The sequence below is a fragment of the Caulobacter sp. SSI4214 genome, from assembly GCF_012184455.1.
Classification (GTDB): Bacteria; Pseudomonadota; Alphaproteobacteria; order Caulobacterales; family Caulobacteraceae; genus Caulobacter; species Caulobacter vibrioides_E.
This window is the reverse complement of sequence record NZ_SZWJ01000004.1, coordinates 58,328-72,080: the sequence shown is the minus strand read 5'-3', so window position 1 is coordinate 72,080 and position 13,753 is coordinate 58,328. Positions and strand designations below refer to the sequence as shown.

Here is a 13,753-nt window from a genome sequence, read left to right as displayed (position 1 = left end):
ATGCTGTCCCGTCCCGCGCTTCGCGCCATCGCCAACACTACCTTCGTCACCGCCTGCGGCGTGGCGACCGTGCTGGCCCTGACCGCCCTGGGCTTCATCCTCTACTCGCTGTTCAAGCAAGGTTTCGGGGGCCTGGATCTCAACATCTTCACCAAGGACACGCCCGCGCCGGGCTCGGTCGGCGGTCTGCGCAACGCCATCGAGGGCTCGCTGATGATGTGCGCCATGGCCATGGCCATGGCCGTCGGCGTCGGCATCCTGGCCGGCACCTGGCTGGCCGAATATGGCGGCGCGCACCCCTACGGCCACGTCATCCGCTTCCTGAACGACGTGCTGCTGGCCGCGCCGTCCATCCTGGTCGGCCTGTTCGTCTACGAGCTGGTCGTCCGGCCGCTGCATGGCTTCTCGGGCTTCGCCGGGGCCGTGGCCCTGGCGCTTCTGGCGGTGCCGGTCGTGACCCGCACCACCGAGGACATCCTGCGCCTGCAGCCCGACGCCCTGCGCGAAGCGGGCGCGGCGCTGGGCACGCCCCGCTGGACCACGATCAAGGAAATCATCTGGCGCGGCGCCGGCGGCGGTCTGCTGACGGGCGGCCTGCTGGCCTTCGCTCGGATCAGCGGCGAGACCGCGCCGCTGCTGTTCACGGCGCTGAGCAATCAGTTCCAGAACCTCGACCTGACCAAGCCCATGGCCAGCCTGCCGGCGGTCATTTTCCAGTACGCGCTCAGCGCCTATGATGATTGGCGTCGCCTGGCCTGGGCCGGGGCGCTTCTGATCGCCCTTACCGTCCTGACCATCAACATTCTCGGCCGCGTTGTCGCCGCCCGCGGGAACCATCGTCCATGAACGCCATGACCGCTCCGGAATCCTTCGTCGCCGATCTGGCCGACAGCCAGGTGACACTGCGCGCCCGCAACCTCGACTTCTTCTACGGCAAGCATCAGACCCTGCACTCGGTCAATCTGCCGGTAGCTCGCAACGCCGTGACCGCCCTGATCGGGCCGTCGGGCTGCGGCAAGTCGACCCTGCTGCGCACCTTCAACCGCATGTACGACCTCTATGCCGGTCAAAAGGCGGTGGGCGAGGTGCTGCTGGACGGCGAGAACCTGCTGACCATGAAGGACGTCGCCAAGCTGCGCTCGCGCGTCGGCATGGTGTTCCAGAAGCCCACGCCCTTCCCGATGTCGATCTACGACAACGTCGCCTTCGGCGTGCGTCTCTATGAGAGCAAGTCGAAGTCCGAGATGGACGGCATCGTCGAAGGCGCGCTGCGCAAGGCCGCGCTGTGGGAAGAAGTGAAGGACAAGCTGAAGGCTTCGGGCCTGTCGCTCTCGGGCGGCCAGCAGCAGCGCCTTTGCGTCGCTCGCGGCATCGCCGTGGAGCCCGAAATCCTGCTGCTGGACGAGCCGGCCTCGGCCCTCGACCCGATCTCGACCGCCAAGCTGGAAGAGACCATCGGCGAGCTGAAGTCCGACTACACGATCGTCATCGTGACCCACAACCTGTCGCAGGCGGCCCGGATCTCGGACTACACCGGCTTCATGTACCTGGGCAAAATGATCGAGTTCGGCCCGACCGACGAGATCTTCATGCGCCCCAAGGTCGGCCGCACACAGGACTATGTCTGCGGTCGCTTCGGCTGATCACGCGCCGTCTTGGAGGGAATGGAGGCGATCCGCGGTTCGCCTTCATTTCGACGGCTTCATTTCGTTTGCTCAAGCGTCCAGAGGAGGCCGCGCGGTCTAGGAACCGCGTGGCTTCCTCTGGATTTTTGTTTTCGCATCGTTTCCGCGGAAAACCGGCATCCATTTTTCCGCGCGATGCTCTAGCTTCGCATCCTGTTTGCGTCGCGGAAGCGGGAAGGACGGCCCGATGAGCCGAAACAAGTGGCTTGGATTGAAGGCGGCGGTGATCGCGGCGGTCTGCGCGAGCGCCAGCGCCGCCTTGGCCGACCCGGTCCCCTCGCGATTGGGCGAGCTCTATGGCGTCTGGCGCAATCCGAAGGGCAGCGTGCACATCGAAATCCGCCCCTGCGAGGCCCGGACCTGCGGCGTGGTGGTCTGGGCCAGCGCCGGCGCGCAGGCCGACGTCAAGAAGGGCAGCAACCAGAACCTGGTCGGGATGCAGCTGTTGCGTGACTTCTCCGCCACCGCCGCCGACGAGTGGAAGGGCAAGGTGTTCGTGCCCGACCTGAACATGACCTTCTCGGGTCAGGTCCGGTTGCTGGATCGCACGTCGCTGAAGGCCAAGGGCTGCCTGTTGCCCAACTTCCTGTGCAAGTCGCAGATCTGGACCCGTGTCGAGAGCGCGACGGCCGAGGGCCGCGCCTCCTGATCGGGGGAGGGGGCTAGAGAGGGCGGATCGCGACCTCCTCAGCCCGTTGGAGCCTCGGGCGAAGCGGTCTAACCGTGCCGGCGACCAGGGGAGACGCCGATGGCCGAGACTTCGCAGATGGGATTGCCGGGCTTCGACCCGCCGACCCCGACCGACCGGCTGATGTTCCTGCTGTATCCCGATCCGGCGACGGCCGAGGCGATCGCTCGCGAGGCGCGCCGGCTGAAGGAAGCGCTCGGCCTGCGCGGCCAACCGCTCGCGGCGGATCGCTTCCATGTCACGCTGCATCATCTGGGCGACTATGTCGGCGTGCCCAACGACATCGTCGCCAAGGGCGAGCGCGCGGGCGAGGCGATGACCCACGCGCCATTCGACGTCGTGTTCGATCAAGCCGCCAGCTTCGCCAATCGCGGAGGCTCCAATCCTTTCACCTTGCAAGGCGGCGAGGGCGTGGAGGCTCTGATCGCCTTCCAGAAGGCGCTGGCCGACAGAATGCTGGCGGTCCGGCTGAAGCCGGACAAGAGCTTCACCCCGCATATCACCCTGCTTTATGACGGCCAGGTCGCTTCGGCCCAGGCGATCGCGCCCATCCGCTGGACCGTCGATCACTTCGTCCTTGTGCGGAGCAAACTTGGCCGGACCCAGCATGTCGTGCTTCGGCGCTGGAACCTGAACGGCTAAGTTCGTCGGCAATCTCGCGAGGAATCGGCCATGACCGCCACCATGTACGGCATCAAGAACTGCGACACCGTCGCCAAGGCCCGCAAGTGGCTGGAGGATCAGGGCCAGGCCTACGACTTTCACGACTACAAGACCGCCGGGATCGACCGCGCGCGCCTCGAGGGCTGGGTCGAGGAACTGGGGTGGGAGGTGCTGCTGAACCGCGCCGGGACGACGTTCCGCAAGCTGGACGAGGCCGACAAGCGGGATCTCGACGCCGCCAAGGCCGTCGACCTGATGCTGGCCCAGCCGTCGATGATCAAACGCCCGGTCCTGGACCTGGGCCACCGGCGCCTGGTCGGCTTCAAGCCCGATCTGTACGCGGCTGCGTTCGGCTGAGCCTTTCGCTTATCCACGCCTTCCGCCGCGCGCCGAGCGAAGTTTAGGACGACAAGCTTCGGAGGTTCGGTCTATCACTGGACACGGCGTCCGCTTTGGACGGACTCAAGAGGTCTTGCGCGCGTGGGGGAGTACGCCGTCTCGCGGTACGAAATGGTCATCTTCGACTTCGACGGCACGCTGGCCGACAGCGCGGCGTGGATGATGCGGGCCGTCAATCCGATGGCGCGCCGGTACGGCTTCAAGGCCGTCACCGACGAGGAGATCGAGATGCTGCGCGGCCGCAGCACCCGCGAGGTCATCCGCTATCTGGGCGTTTCGCCGTGGAAGCTGCCGCTGATCGCGCGGGCGGGCAAGAAGCTGATGGCCGCCGACGCCCACACGATCCCGCTGTTCCCCGAGACCGCCAAGATGCTGCGCGCGCTGCACGCCGCCGGCGTCAAGATCGCGGTCGTCAGCTCCAACAGCGAACAGGTGATCCGCCGGGTGCTCGGGCAGGAGTTGGGCGACCTGATCAGCCTCTATGCCTGCGGCGCGTCGCTGTTCGGCAAGGCGCGCAAGTTCAAGCAGGTCACGCGGCGCGGCGTGCCGCGCGACAAGATCATCTGCATCGGCGACGAGACCCGCGACATCGAGGCCGCGAAGGCCGTGGGTCTGGATTGCGGCGCGGTCGGCTGGGGCTACGCCAAGCCGTCGATTCTGGCCGAGCATCGGCCCACGGTGTCGTTCAGCTCGATGTCGGAAATTATTTCGTATGTCGGCGCATCCAACCCGGCGGTCGGCGGCGACTAATCTTCGAAAGCGCGAGAGATCGCGCCCGACATTCGAAGGATCGTCCGATGATCGACCTGTTCCGCGACTACTGGTGGCTGGTGTTCCCGATGGGCTTCATGGCCATGGGAACCTTCCGCGCGTATCTGAGGTATCGCACCCAGCGCGAGGTGGTGCGGGCGCTGCGCGACTTGGCGGAAAAGGGCCGCGAGGCGCCGGCCGCGCTGGTTGGTCAGCTGGAGCGCTGAGGCGGGCCATGACCCTCGACCTTTTTCGTCAAGACGCCTGGATGCTGATGCCGATCAGCTGGTTCGTCTTCGTCAATGTCCAGGTCTGGCTGAAGGACGCGGCCCGCCGCGACGCGATCGAGGCGCTGAACGCCTTGACCCGCGCCGGCCGCCGCCCCCCGGCCGAGCTGGTCGCCAAGCTGCAAGTCGGCTGAGGAGAAAATCGCCCATGTCCGAGGACATTTTCCGTCAGTTCTGGTGGCTGATCTTCCCGATCAGCTGGTTCATCTTCGGCGGGTTCGAAAGCTGGCTGTCGTACCGCGCCCATCGCGAGACGCTGGACCTGATCAAGACCTACGCCGCCTCGGGCCGCGAACCGCCGCCAGAGCTGCTGGCCAAGCTAAACAAGCGCTGGCGCGGCGAGCGCGATGAGGACGAGCGTCCGCGCTATCGCCGCCGTCGCGAGCGCACCTGGTACCAGGTGGTCCTGTACGGGATGCTGAGCGCCGGCTTCGCCTTCGCCGCCTTCACCAACATCTACGGCGCGGGCGAGGCGTTCACGATCGTGGCCTTCGTTCTGGGCGCCCTCTGCGCGGCGACGCTGGTGCAGGTGCTTTTCGATCGGTCCGGACCGACCATCTGATGGACGCCGCGCTCGTCAGACAGGCGCGCGCGGGGTCCCAGGCCGCCTTCGCCCGGCTGGTGGCGATCCACGAGAAGCCGCTTCGAGGCTTCCTGCGTAAAAGCGGGTGGATCGACGCCGACGATATCGCCCAGGAGGCCTTCGTGGCGGCTTGGGCCGGGCTGCCCAAGCTGCGCGACGATCAGGGCTTTCGAGCCTGGCTCTTCGGCGTGGCCTGGAAGAAAGCCCTGTCCCAGCGCCGCGGCGCCCAGCGCGCCGCCGCCCGGGACGAGGCTTGGCGGGGGGAGCAGGAACTGGAGGTCGCCAAGGAGGTCGGGGCCGAGGATCGCATGGCGCTGGAGACGGCGCTGGCGACCCTGCCGGAAGACCAGCGCGCCTGCGTCACCCTGTGCTTGGGTCAAGGCTGGTCGCACGCGGAGGTTTCCGACGCGCTTGGCCTTCCTTTGGGCACGGTCAAGTCGCATGTTACCCGTGGCCGTGAGCGGCTGCTTGCAGTTCTAGGAGGCGCTTCATGACCCTGGACGATCAACTGTCGGCCTTCCTGGGCGAGGAACCCCAGCAAAGCCGCGCCGAGGTCTTCACCGCCGAGGTCATGAAGGCGGTCGAGCGTCGGGTGTTTCTCGATCGACTGGCCGCCATGGCCGCCGGGGCCGTGGTGCTGGCGCTCGTGCTATGGGCGGTCTCGCCGGCGCTGAACCTGATGGTGCGCGCGATCGCGCCCAGCCTGGCGCCGGTTTGCGGCGGTCTGGTCTTTGTGGCGGCGATCATCATGACGGGCGGGCCGCAGGTCTGGCGTCGCCTGTCGATCGGCTGAAACGCGGTCTTACGAAAGTTTCATGCCGTCCGGCGCCTCCAAACCGCGCCGCCGGAGCCTCTTATCTGCAAAGGCGGCGCCGGGGGCGTCGTCGCTCACGCTCTGGAGGATTTGATATGGGTCCGGAAATCGTCGTTCCCGTGGCCGGCTGCATGATGATTGTCGCCTGTGTCGCCTTACCATTCTATTTTATCGGTCGTGGACGGCGAGAGATGCAGCGGACTTTGCGTGCCGCCATCGAAAAGGGTCATCCTTTGCCGCCCGAGATGATCGAGGCTCTCACCAAGAGTGTGAGAACCCCGCCGACGCGCCTTCGCGACCTGCGCACTGGCATTATTTGGCTGGCGGTTGGCGCTGGCATCGCCGCCTTCGGAGCGGTGCTGTCTTATCGCGAGAGCGACGCTCTACATCCACTTATGGGCATCGCCTGCATCCCGGCCGTGATCGGCTTGGCCTTCATCGTGCTGAGCTTCTTCAATCCGAACAAGGAACCGCGGGTCTAAGGGCGCGCGCGAGCCGGGGGAGGCTTGACGTCAATGGGCATGGAGCGCCCGCCAACCGGCCACGATATCGAACTCGCCGCGCGCGCGGCGGGCGGCGATCGCCAGGCCTACGGAGAGCTGGTGCGGCGGCACGGCTCGGCTGTCCGGGGACTGCTGCGCCGGCTGGGGGCGGACAGCGCCGCCGCCGACGACCTGGCCCAGGACGCCTTCTTGACCGGCTTCGAGCAATGCGCCGAGTTTCGCGGCGAGGGGACGTTCGGCGCCTGGATCAAGAAGATCGCCGCGCGGCTTTATCTGAAGAAGGTCAAGCGCGAGGCGCGGCTGATCTTCTCGGACGCCGTCGAGCCGGTCGAGGCCATCGGGCGGACGGACGCGTCGGGGGACGCGGCCAGCCGGATCGATCTGGACGAGGCGCTGAAGGCCCTGTCGCGGGGGGAGCGGCTCTGCGTGTCCCTCTGCTACGGCGCCGACTGGTCGCACGCCGAGGCGGCGGAGGCCTTGAATATTCCGATCGGCACGGTCAAATCCCATGTCAAACGTGGTTTGGATAAACTCCGGGCGCGACTGGCCCGGCCAGAAGATGGGGCCAGGAGGGAAGCTCATGGCTGAGCCCGATTTCGAAGCGCGACTGACTCGCCTGTTCGCCGAAGCGCCGTCCTTCCCGGACGCGGCCCTATTCAACGCCGAGGTCTCCGCCAAGCTGGATCGCGGTTGGGCCATGCGGCGTCTTTTCATCGGCGCGGCCGGCGTCGCCGCGGGGCTGATCGCGGCGTTCCAAATCCTGTCGACCCGCTTTTCCAGCGAAATCGCCCAGATCTCGCGCGACGGCAGCCACGGCATCGAGAACGAGATCAACGCCGGCTACGCCAAGGTGGCGTCGGTGTTCACCTCGCCCGGCAGCGTCGAGGCTGTCTGGCTGGCGGCGGGTCTGGCGCTCGTCGCCCTGGCCTTCGCGGTGACGCGGGCCGTCGAGGAGCTGTAAGGCGCGATCATATTGCGGCGCGGCGCGATCCGGCCCACAAGAGCGCCCCGAAACGCGCCTCAAGGAGCCTGGATCCTGTCCGCTCATCGTGAAGAGACGGTTCGCCGTCTGGCCGCCCCCGACATCGCCGCGCGGAAGGGCGGCGCGCCGATCGTCTGCCTGACCGCCTATACCGCGCCGGTCGCGGCCGCCCTGGACGAGGCCTGCGATCTGCTGCTGGTCGGGGATTCGGTGGGCATGGTGGTCCATGGCCTGCCCAACACCGTCGGCGTGACGATGGAGATGATGATCCTGCACGGCCAAGCGGTCATGCGCGGGTCCAGGAAGGCGATGGTCGTGGTCGACATGCCGTTCGGCGCCTACGAGGCCTCGCACGAGCAGGCCTACGCCAACGCCGTGCGGATCATGAAGGAAACCGGCGCCCAGGCCGTGAAGGTCGAGAGCGGCCCGACCGTGCCCGAGACCATCGCCTATCTGACCCAGCGCGGCGTGCCGGTCATGGGTCACGTCGGCCTGCGGCCTCAGGCGGTGCTGATGGAAGGCGGTTTCAAGGCCAAGGGCCGCGACGAGGCGGAGCGCGCCAAGGTGCTGGAGGAGGCTCGCCTGACCGCCGAGGCCGGCGCCTTCGCCATCGTGGTCGAGGGCGTCGCCGAGAGCCTGGCGCGCGAGGTCACCGAGGCGGTCGCGGTCCCGACCATCGGGATCGGGGCCTCGGCCGGCTGTGACGGCCAGGTGCTGGTGGTCGACGACATGCTGGGCCTGTTCGACTGGACGCCCAAGTTCGTCCGCCGCTATGCCGACCTGAAGGGCGAGATCCAGCGCGCCGCCGCCCAATACGCCCGCGACGTCCGGGATCGCAGCTTTCCGGGACCGGCCGAGACCTACTACGCCAAGAAGGCTTGAGGCGCCGTTTCGCCGGGCGTTGCGGCTGGGCGCGGCACGCTATAGGTTCGCCGCCTCGGCGGACGGCCCTTCGCCCGCCACAATCTGTCTTAAACCCGGGGATGTCCGCGCCGGTTCTGGCGGGACCTATTCGGGCTAGCGCCTGTTTCGGAGCTTTCTTTCGTGGTCGATGTTTTTGACGAGGTCGAAGAGCAGCTTCGCTCCGAGCGCTATCAGTCGCTGGCGATGAAGTCGCTGCCCTGGCTGGGCGCGCTCGCCGCGGTCGCCGTGATCGGCGTCGGCGGCTATTGGGGCTGGACGTCCTATCAGACCGACCAAGCCAACAAGGCCTCTGAAAGCTACCAGACCGCGCTGGAAACCGCCCAGAAGCAAGGGCCGGACAAGGCCTTCGGTCAGTTCAAGGCCGTCGCCGACGGCGGCGCCAACGGCTATAAGGCTCTGGCCCTGCTGCAGATGGGCGACATTCGCCTGGACCAGAACAAGACCAAGGAGGCCGTCGGCTATTTCGACGCGGCCGCCAAGGCCTCGCCGTCGCCGGTGCTCGGAGATCTGGCCCGCCTCAAATCCGCCTTCGCCCTGATGGACACCGCCTCGTACAAGGACATCGAGTCGAGGTTGACGCCGTTGGCGGGGGAAAAGAGTCCGTATCGCGTCTATGCCCGCGAGGCGATGGCCTTCGCCAAGCTGCAGGCCGGCGACGTGGCGGGCGCGCGGGCTGATTTCGTGATCCTGGCCAATTCGCTCGACACCACCACCTCCGAGGCCGTGCGTCAGCGGGCCCAGGCGGCCATGCAGATGATCGACTCCGGCTCGGCCAAGGAGCTGGGCGCGGCGGTGAAGGCCGCCGCTGCTTTGCCGCCGCCGCCGCCGCTGAGCCAGCTGGCTCCGGCCATGCCGCAACAACCCGCCGCCTCCAACGCCCAATGAGCCGCCTGATGACCCCCAAGCGTTCCATCGCGCTGGTCGCGCTGATGTCGGCGTCCGTGGCCGTGACGGGCTGTTCGACAGTGTCGAAGATCAATCCCTTCCACGGGAAGGAAAAGAACAAGTCCACGGCGAGCCAAGGCCAGCGCATCTCGATCATCGCCTTCGACCAGAAGGTCGAGGCGGCGGAATCGCTGAAGGGCGCCGACTTCTACCTGCCCGATCCGGTCGTCCAGACCGAGTGGCGCCTGCCGGGCGGCAACGCCGAGCAGTCGATCGAACATGTCGACGCCGGCAAGGACTTCGTCGTCGCCTGGAAGAAGGGTTTCGGCAAGAAAAGCGGCAAGATCTTCCACGTCACGGCGCCGCCGGTGTCGGCCGACGGCCGTGTCTATGTGATGGACGGCGAAGCCGACGTCGCGGCGCTGGACGCCAAGACCGGCGCGATGATCTGGCACAAGGATCTGCGTCCGGCCGCCGGCCCCAGCAAGAAGGGCGGCTTCCTGCATCTGATCCCCCGGAAGGAAGACCGCCGCGGCTTCGGCGGCGGTCTGGCCCTGGGCCCGGACAACAAGCTCTATGTGTCGTCGGGCTTCCGCTTCGTCGCCCAGCTCGACGCGACCAACGGTAATCTGGGCTGGACCCAGCAGACGTCCACGCCGGTCCACGGCGCGCCGACCGTCGCCGACGGCCGCGTGTTCGTGGTCTCGACCGACAACGAGCTGCTGACCTACGCCGCCGACAGCGGCGCGCCGGGCTGGACCTATCAGGCCCTGATCGAGCCGGCGCGGATTCTGGCCGCCTCCAGCCCCGCGATCAGCGGCGACACCGTCGTGGCCGGCTTCGCCTCGGGCGAGCTCGTCGCCCTTCGCGCGGCGAACGGCAACGACCTGTGGAGCGAGGCCCTCAGCCGCGCCAGCCGCACCAACGCTCTGTCGGAAATCCGCGATATCCCGGGCCGCCCGGTGATCTACAAGGGCGACGTGTTCGCCGTCAGCCACTCGGGCGTCTTCTCGGCGACCGACCTGCGCACGGGCCAGTCGCGCTGGAGCCTGCCGGTGACGGCCATCACCACGCCCTGGCCCTCGGGCGACGTGGTCTATGTCGTCGACAAGGCCGGGCAGGTGATCTGCGCCTCGCGCGAGAACGGATCGGTCTACTGGATCCAGGACCTCAACAACACCGAGGCCCTGACCAAGAAGCAGAAGAAGAAGCGCGCCAAGCACCCGCGCCTGTGGTCGTCGCCGATCCTGGCCAATGGCCGCCTGATCACGGTGTCCAGCGATGGCGAGGCCGTGGCCTTGAACGCCAAGACCGGGGCCAAGGAAAAGACGCTGAAGATCGGCTCTCCCGTTCTGATCAACCCGATCGCGGTCGGCAACATGATCTATGTCGTCACCGACGACGCGGATCTGGTGGCCATCCGCTAGATTTGTCGGCCTCTTCCGAGGCCGGAAACACATCAAGACGCCTTCGGGCCCGGGCCGGCGAACGCCGTCCCGGGCCGTTGCCTTTTCGGCCCCCCTTTTGCGATCGGGGCGAAAATCGACTACTGGACGCCTATGCCTTTGAAACTCGCCATCGTCGGCCGGCCCAATGTGGGCAAGTCCACGCTGTTCAATCGTCTGGCCGGCAAGAAGCTGGCCATCGTCGACGACCAGCCGGGGGTCACGCGCGACCGCCGCTACGCCTCGGGCCATATCGGCGATCTCGAGCTGGAGCTGATCGACACCGCCGGCTTCGAGGACGTCGATGACTCGAGCCTGGAAGCCCGGATGCGCGCCCAGACCGAGGCCGCCATCGAGGAGGCCGACGTCTCGCTGTTCGTGTTCGACAGCCGCGAGGGGGTAACCCCGCTGGACGAGGTGTTCGCCGCCATCCTACGCAAGCGCGACAAGCCGGTGATCGTCGCGGCCAACAAGGCCGAGGGCAAGGCGGGCGAGGCCGGCGCCGGCGAGGCGTTCCGCCTGGGCCTGGGCGAGCCGATCCCGATCTCGGGCGAGCACGGCGAGGGCATGGCCGAGCTCTACGCCGCCCTGCTGGCCTTCGAACCCGAGGCGTCCGAGATCGAAGGCGAGGACGACGATAGCAAGCCGATCCGGATCGCCATTATCGGCCGTCCGAACGCCGGCAAGTCGACCCTGGTCAACCGTCTGCTAGGCGAGGATCGCCTGCTGACGGGGCCGGAGGCCGGCATCACGCGCGACTCCATCTCGGTCGACTGGGAGTGGGACGGCCGCAAGATCCGGCTTGTCGACACCGCCGGCCTGCGCCGCAAGGCCAAGGTCCAGGACAAGCTGGAAAAGCTGTCGACCGCCGACACCATCCGCGCCATCACCTTCGCCGAGGTGGTGTTGCTGGTCATGGACGCCACCCATCCGTTCGAGATCCAGGATCTGCAGATCGCCGACCTGGCCGAGCGGGAAGGGCGGGCCGTGGTGTTCGTCCTGGCCAAGTGGGACCTGATCGAGGACCAGGCCGCGCACCTGACCGCCTTCCGCGAGCACGCCGAACGGATGCTGCCCCAGCTACGCGGCGCCCCGGTCGTGGCGCTGTCGGGCGAGACCGGCAAGGGCGTCGGCCACCTGATGCCGGCCGTGATCAAAACCCACAAGGACTGGTCGACCAAGGTCAAGACGCGAGACCTGAACGACTGGCTGCAGATGGCCATGCAGCGCCATCCGCCGCCCGCCGTCAGCGGCCGTCGGGTGAAGCCCAAGTACATGGCCCAGACCAAGGCCCGTCCGCCGACCTTCGTGCTGTTCTCCAGCCGCGCCGATCAGATGCCCGACCACTATCGGCGCTATCTGATCAATTCCCTGCGGGAAAGCTTCGACCTGCCGGGCGTGCCGCTGCGCATCACCATCAAGTCCGGCGCCAACCCCTATGCCGACGGCGAGGCCAAGGGCCACAGCGGCCGGGGCAAACGCGAGTTCGAGCGCCGCGAGCGCGAGGAGGAGCGCATCCGCGCCTCGCGCAACACGGTCAAGAAGTCCAAGCGCCTGGCCGAGGAAGCCGCCGCCAAGGCCGCCGAAGCCGCCGGCCTGCCGGTCGATCCGGGTAAGGGCGCGGTCAAGCCGATCCGCAAGAAGGGCCCGGCCGCCGCCAAGGCCGCGCCGCCGACCGCCGAGGCCGCCGCCGAACCCGGCAAGGCCGCCGTCAAGTCGGTCAAGAAGCTGGGCCCCAAGGTCCAGAAGAAGGTCTCGACGACGCCCAGCTACAAGGTCGGCGCCAAGTCGGCCGGGGGTAAGGCCGCCGCGCCGCGTCGTCCGGTGGCCGGCTCGCGCACGGTTCGGGGCAATACCGGTCCCGGTAAGCCGAAGGCGCGCTGACGCCGGCTGGTCCAAACTTCGCCACACGCGTTCAGTCTTCTAGGTTGAATGCGGAGGCGGCGATGCGCGGAATGGTGATGGCGGCGCTTTTGACGGCCTTGCCGGCGACGGCGCTGGCCGACGACTACAAGCCCGTCGTCTGCGAGCGCGCGGTCGCCTATGCCGGTCCGCCCTTGCGCGCGCCCGTCGCGCCGCCGTTGCTGACCGAGGTTCCCAGGTCGGCGTTGGATCCGGAGACGGTCGCCCGCCTCGACGCCGCCTTCGATAAGGCCAAGTCGGCGACCAAGGCGCCCGCCATGACCGCCGCTGTGCTGGTTCCCGGCCGAGGCGCCTGGGCGCGCACCGAAAGCGGCGACCAACCGCCGATGTTGTTCTGGGCCAGCGCCGGCAAGACCCTGACGGCGGTCGTCGTCCTGCAACTGGTCGAGGCCGGCAAGCTTCGCCTGGACGATCCGATCGGCCGTTATGTCGCCGGCGTTCCGAACGGCGACGTCGTCACCCTCCGCGATCTCCTGGCCCACACGGGCGGACTGTTCAGCGCCAACGAGGACCTGAAGGCCCACGCCGAGCACCGAGCCCACACCCTGGACGAGGATCTGAGGATCATCGCTCGCCACGGGGCCATGGCCTGTCCTGGCGAGCGGTGGCGCTATTCCAATACCGGCTACGACCTGCTGGGCCGGGTCATCGAAACCGTGGACGGCCAGCCCTGGCGCTTGGCGATCGAGGCGCGGATTCTCAAGCCTTTGGGGCTGACCCATTCAAGGGTGCTGGCCGAGGGCGACAAGGCCGAGGACGTGGCCAGGCTGGTCTCGACCAGGGAAGCCCCGATCGAGCCCGCCTGGGCCGGCGCGGCTGGGCCCATGGTCGGGTCGGCCGACGACATGGCCCGGGTCTGGACGGCGCTGCTCGGCGGCAAGCTGCTGACGCGGGACACCGTGCGCGCGATGTTCGAGCGGCTCTATCCGATGTTCGACGCCGGCAGCTGGTATGGCCTGGGCGTCATGGCCGTCGAGGTCCCGCGTCCCGACGGCGCCAAGAGCCTTTGGCTGGGACATCTGGGCGGCACGCCGGGCGCGCAGGCGATCGTGGCCTATTCGGTCGATGACGGCGCGATCGTGGCGGCGGCCCTGACCGGGGACGGATCGGCCGCGGCGACGGCGAACCTTTTGCTCCAGCAGGTCCGCCCTCCCGCCGGGAAGCCTTAGAGCCTGTCCGCTTCAAATGGAATCATTTGAAGCGGACAGGCTATAAATTCAGA

Annotated in this window: 19 protein-coding genes; all 19 read left to right on the top strand. The window is 67.6% G+C overall.

The features are described from left to right. The 19 genes from pstA (at nt 1) to FCU40_RS02205 (ending at nt 13,700) form a co-directional block, all read left to right on the top strand. Nucleotides 1-846, top strand: a complete 846-nt coding sequence (gene pstA, locus FCU40_RS02295) for a phosphate ABC transporter permease PstA (protein ID WP_004615050.1) — start codon at nt 1-3, stop codon at nt 844-846. A 5-nt stretch (nt 847-851) separates the two neighbouring features. After that, entirely contained in the window at nt 852-1,643 is a 792-nt protein-coding gene (gene pstB, locus FCU40_RS02290) for a phosphate ABC transporter ATP-binding protein PstB (protein WP_342672527.1), read from the top strand. A 229-nt stretch (nt 1,644-1,872) separates the two neighbouring features. Next, nucleotides 1,873-2,334 (top strand): DUF2147 domain-containing protein, encoded by a 462-nt coding sequence (locus tag FCU40_RS02285; protein ID WP_168072611.1) that lies wholly within the window; start codon nt 1,873-1,875, stop codon nt 2,332-2,334. 99 nt (nt 2,335-2,433) lie between these two features. Further along, nucleotides 2,434-3,015, top strand: a complete 582-nt coding sequence (locus tag FCU40_RS02280; protein ID WP_168072609.1) for a 2'-5' RNA ligase family protein — start codon at nt 2,434-2,436, stop codon at nt 3,013-3,015. A 30-nt stretch (nt 3,016-3,045) separates the two neighbouring features. Further along, nucleotides 3,046-3,393, top strand: coding sequence for an ArsC family reductase (locus tag FCU40_RS02275; protein ID WP_168072608.1), 348 nt, complete (start codon nt 3,046-3,048; stop codon nt 3,391-3,393). A gap of 153 nt (nt 3,394-3,546) precedes the next feature. Then, the gene (locus FCU40_RS02270) at nt 3,547-4,185 is read left to right on the top strand and encodes an HAD family hydrolase (RefSeq protein ID WP_168072659.1); all 639 of its coding nucleotides are present in this window, start codon (nt 3,547-3,549) and stop codon (nt 4,183-4,185) included. Between the two features lie 47 nt (nt 4,186-4,232). Further along, entirely contained in the window at nt 4,233-4,412 is a 180-nt protein-coding gene (locus FCU40_RS02265; RefSeq protein WP_004615059.1) for a hypothetical protein, read from the top strand. Nucleotides 4,413-4,420: 8 nt separating this feature from the next. Further along, nucleotides 4,421-4,606 carry a hypothetical protein gene (locus FCU40_RS02260; RefSeq protein ID WP_004615060.1) on the top strand — a complete coding sequence of 62 codons (186 nt, stop codon included), beginning with the start codon at nt 4,421-4,423 and terminating at the stop codon, nt 4,604-4,606. A 14-nt stretch (nt 4,607-4,620) separates the two neighbouring features. Continuing rightward, nucleotides 4,621-5,034 (top strand): hypothetical protein, encoded by a 414-nt coding sequence (locus FCU40_RS02255; protein ID WP_004615061.1) that lies wholly within the window; start codon nt 4,621-4,623, stop codon nt 5,032-5,034. Continuing rightward, nucleotides 5,034-5,549, top strand: a complete 516-nt coding sequence (locus tag FCU40_RS02250; RefSeq protein WP_168072606.1) for an RNA polymerase sigma factor — start codon at nt 5,034-5,036, stop codon at nt 5,547-5,549. The genes FCU40_RS02255 and FCU40_RS02250 overlap by 1 nt, the downstream gene beginning before the upstream one ends. Continuing rightward, complete coding sequence (locus FCU40_RS02245; RefSeq protein WP_168072604.1) at nt 5,546-5,848, top strand: hypothetical protein; 303 nt, start codon at nt 5,546-5,548, stop codon at nt 5,846-5,848. The genes FCU40_RS02250 and FCU40_RS02245 overlap by 4 nt, the downstream gene beginning before the upstream one ends. A 116-nt stretch (nt 5,849-5,964) precedes the next feature. Beyond that, nucleotides 5,965-6,351 (top strand): DUF6249 domain-containing protein, encoded by a 387-nt coding sequence (locus FCU40_RS02240; RefSeq protein WP_168072602.1) that lies wholly within the window; start codon nt 5,965-5,967, stop codon nt 6,349-6,351. A 24-nt stretch (nt 6,352-6,375) separates the two neighbouring features. After that, nucleotides 6,376-6,960: an RNA polymerase sigma factor gene (locus tag FCU40_RS02235; RefSeq protein WP_168072601.1), complete on the top strand. Its 585-nt coding sequence runs from the start codon at nt 6,376-6,378 to the stop codon at nt 6,958-6,960. Next, nucleotides 6,953-7,333: a hypothetical protein gene (locus FCU40_RS02230; RefSeq protein WP_004615068.1), complete on the top strand. Its 381-nt coding sequence runs from the start codon at nt 6,953-6,955 to the stop codon at nt 7,331-7,333. The genes FCU40_RS02235 and FCU40_RS02230 overlap by 8 nt, the downstream gene beginning before the upstream one ends. 75 nt (nt 7,334-7,408) lie before the next feature. Further along, nucleotides 7,409-8,236, top strand: coding sequence for a 3-methyl-2-oxobutanoate hydroxymethyltransferase (gene panB, locus FCU40_RS02225; protein WP_168072658.1), 828 nt, complete (start codon nt 7,409-7,411; stop codon nt 8,234-8,236). Nucleotides 8,237-8,398: 162 nt separating this feature from the next. After that, a complete protein-coding gene (locus FCU40_RS02220; RefSeq protein WP_168072599.1) occupies nt 8,399-9,163 on the top strand; it encodes a tetratricopeptide repeat protein in 765 nt (254 codons plus the stop codon). Further along, nucleotides 9,160-10,590, top strand: a complete 1,431-nt coding sequence (locus FCU40_RS02215; RefSeq protein WP_035016772.1) for a PQQ-like beta-propeller repeat protein — start codon at nt 9,160-9,162, stop codon at nt 10,588-10,590. The genes FCU40_RS02220 and FCU40_RS02215 overlap by 4 nt, the downstream gene beginning before the upstream one ends. 132 nt (nt 10,591-10,722) lie before the next feature. Further along, nucleotides 10,723-12,492, top strand: coding sequence for a ribosome biogenesis GTPase Der (gene der, locus FCU40_RS02210; protein ID WP_168072597.1), 1,770 nt, complete (start codon nt 10,723-10,725; stop codon nt 12,490-12,492). Nucleotides 12,493-12,554: 62 nt separating this feature from the next. Then, on the top strand, nt 12,555-13,700 hold the full coding sequence (locus FCU40_RS02205; RefSeq protein WP_168072595.1) for a serine hydrolase domain-containing protein: 1,146 nt from the start codon (nt 12,555-12,557) through the stop codon (nt 13,698-13,700). Nucleotides 13,701-13,753: the final 53 nt, after the last annotated feature.

What these genes read in the sequence shown, in the direction of transcription:
- pstA (WP_004615050.1), top strand. Translation starts at nt 1, where the DNA reads ATGCTGTCCCGTCCCGCGCTTCGCGCCATCGCCAACACTACCTTCGTC.
- pstB (WP_342672527.1), top strand. Translation starts at nt 852, where the DNA reads ATGACCGCTCCGGAATCCTTCGTCGCCGATCTGGCCGACAGCCAGGTG.
- FCU40_RS02285 (WP_168072611.1), top strand. Translation starts at nt 1,873, where the DNA reads ATGAGCCGAAACAAGTGGCTTGGATTGAAGGCGGCGGTGATCGCGGCG.
- FCU40_RS02280 (WP_168072609.1), top strand. Translation starts at nt 2,434, where the DNA reads ATGGCCGAGACTTCGCAGATGGGATTGCCGGGCTTCGACCCGCCGACC.
- FCU40_RS02275 (WP_168072608.1), top strand. Translation starts at nt 3,046, where the DNA reads ATGACCGCCACCATGTACGGCATCAAGAACTGCGACACCGTCGCCAAG.
- FCU40_RS02270 (WP_168072659.1), top strand. Translation starts at nt 3,547, where the DNA reads ATGGTCATCTTCGACTTCGACGGCACGCTGGCCGACAGCGCGGCGTGG.
- FCU40_RS02265 (WP_004615059.1), top strand. Translation starts at nt 4,233, where the DNA reads ATGATCGACCTGTTCCGCGACTACTGGTGGCTGGTGTTCCCGATGGGC.
- FCU40_RS02260 (WP_004615060.1), top strand. Translation starts at nt 4,421, where the DNA reads ATGACCCTCGACCTTTTTCGTCAAGACGCCTGGATGCTGATGCCGATC.
- FCU40_RS02255 (WP_004615061.1), top strand. Translation starts at nt 4,621, where the DNA reads ATGTCCGAGGACATTTTCCGTCAGTTCTGGTGGCTGATCTTCCCGATC.
- FCU40_RS02250 (WP_168072606.1), top strand. Translation starts at nt 5,034, where the DNA reads ATGGACGCCGCGCTCGTCAGACAGGCGCGCGCGGGGTCCCAGGCCGCC.
- FCU40_RS02245 (WP_168072604.1), top strand. Translation starts at nt 5,546, where the DNA reads ATGACCCTGGACGATCAACTGTCGGCCTTCCTGGGCGAGGAACCCCAG.
- FCU40_RS02240 (WP_168072602.1), top strand. Translation starts at nt 5,965, where the DNA reads ATGGGTCCGGAAATCGTCGTTCCCGTGGCCGGCTGCATGATGATTGTC.
- FCU40_RS02230 (WP_004615068.1), top strand. Translation starts at nt 6,953, where the DNA reads ATGGCTGAGCCCGATTTCGAAGCGCGACTGACTCGCCTGTTCGCCGAA.
- FCU40_RS02215 (WP_035016772.1), top strand. Translation starts at nt 9,160, where the DNA reads ATGAGCCGCCTGATGACCCCCAAGCGTTCCATCGCGCTGGTCGCGCTG.
- der (WP_168072597.1), top strand. Translation starts at nt 10,723, where the DNA reads ATGCCTTTGAAACTCGCCATCGTCGGCCGGCCCAATGTGGGCAAGTCC.
- FCU40_RS02205 (WP_168072595.1), top strand. Translation starts at nt 12,555, where the DNA reads ATGCGCGGAATGGTGATGGCGGCGCTTTTGACGGCCTTGCCGGCGACG.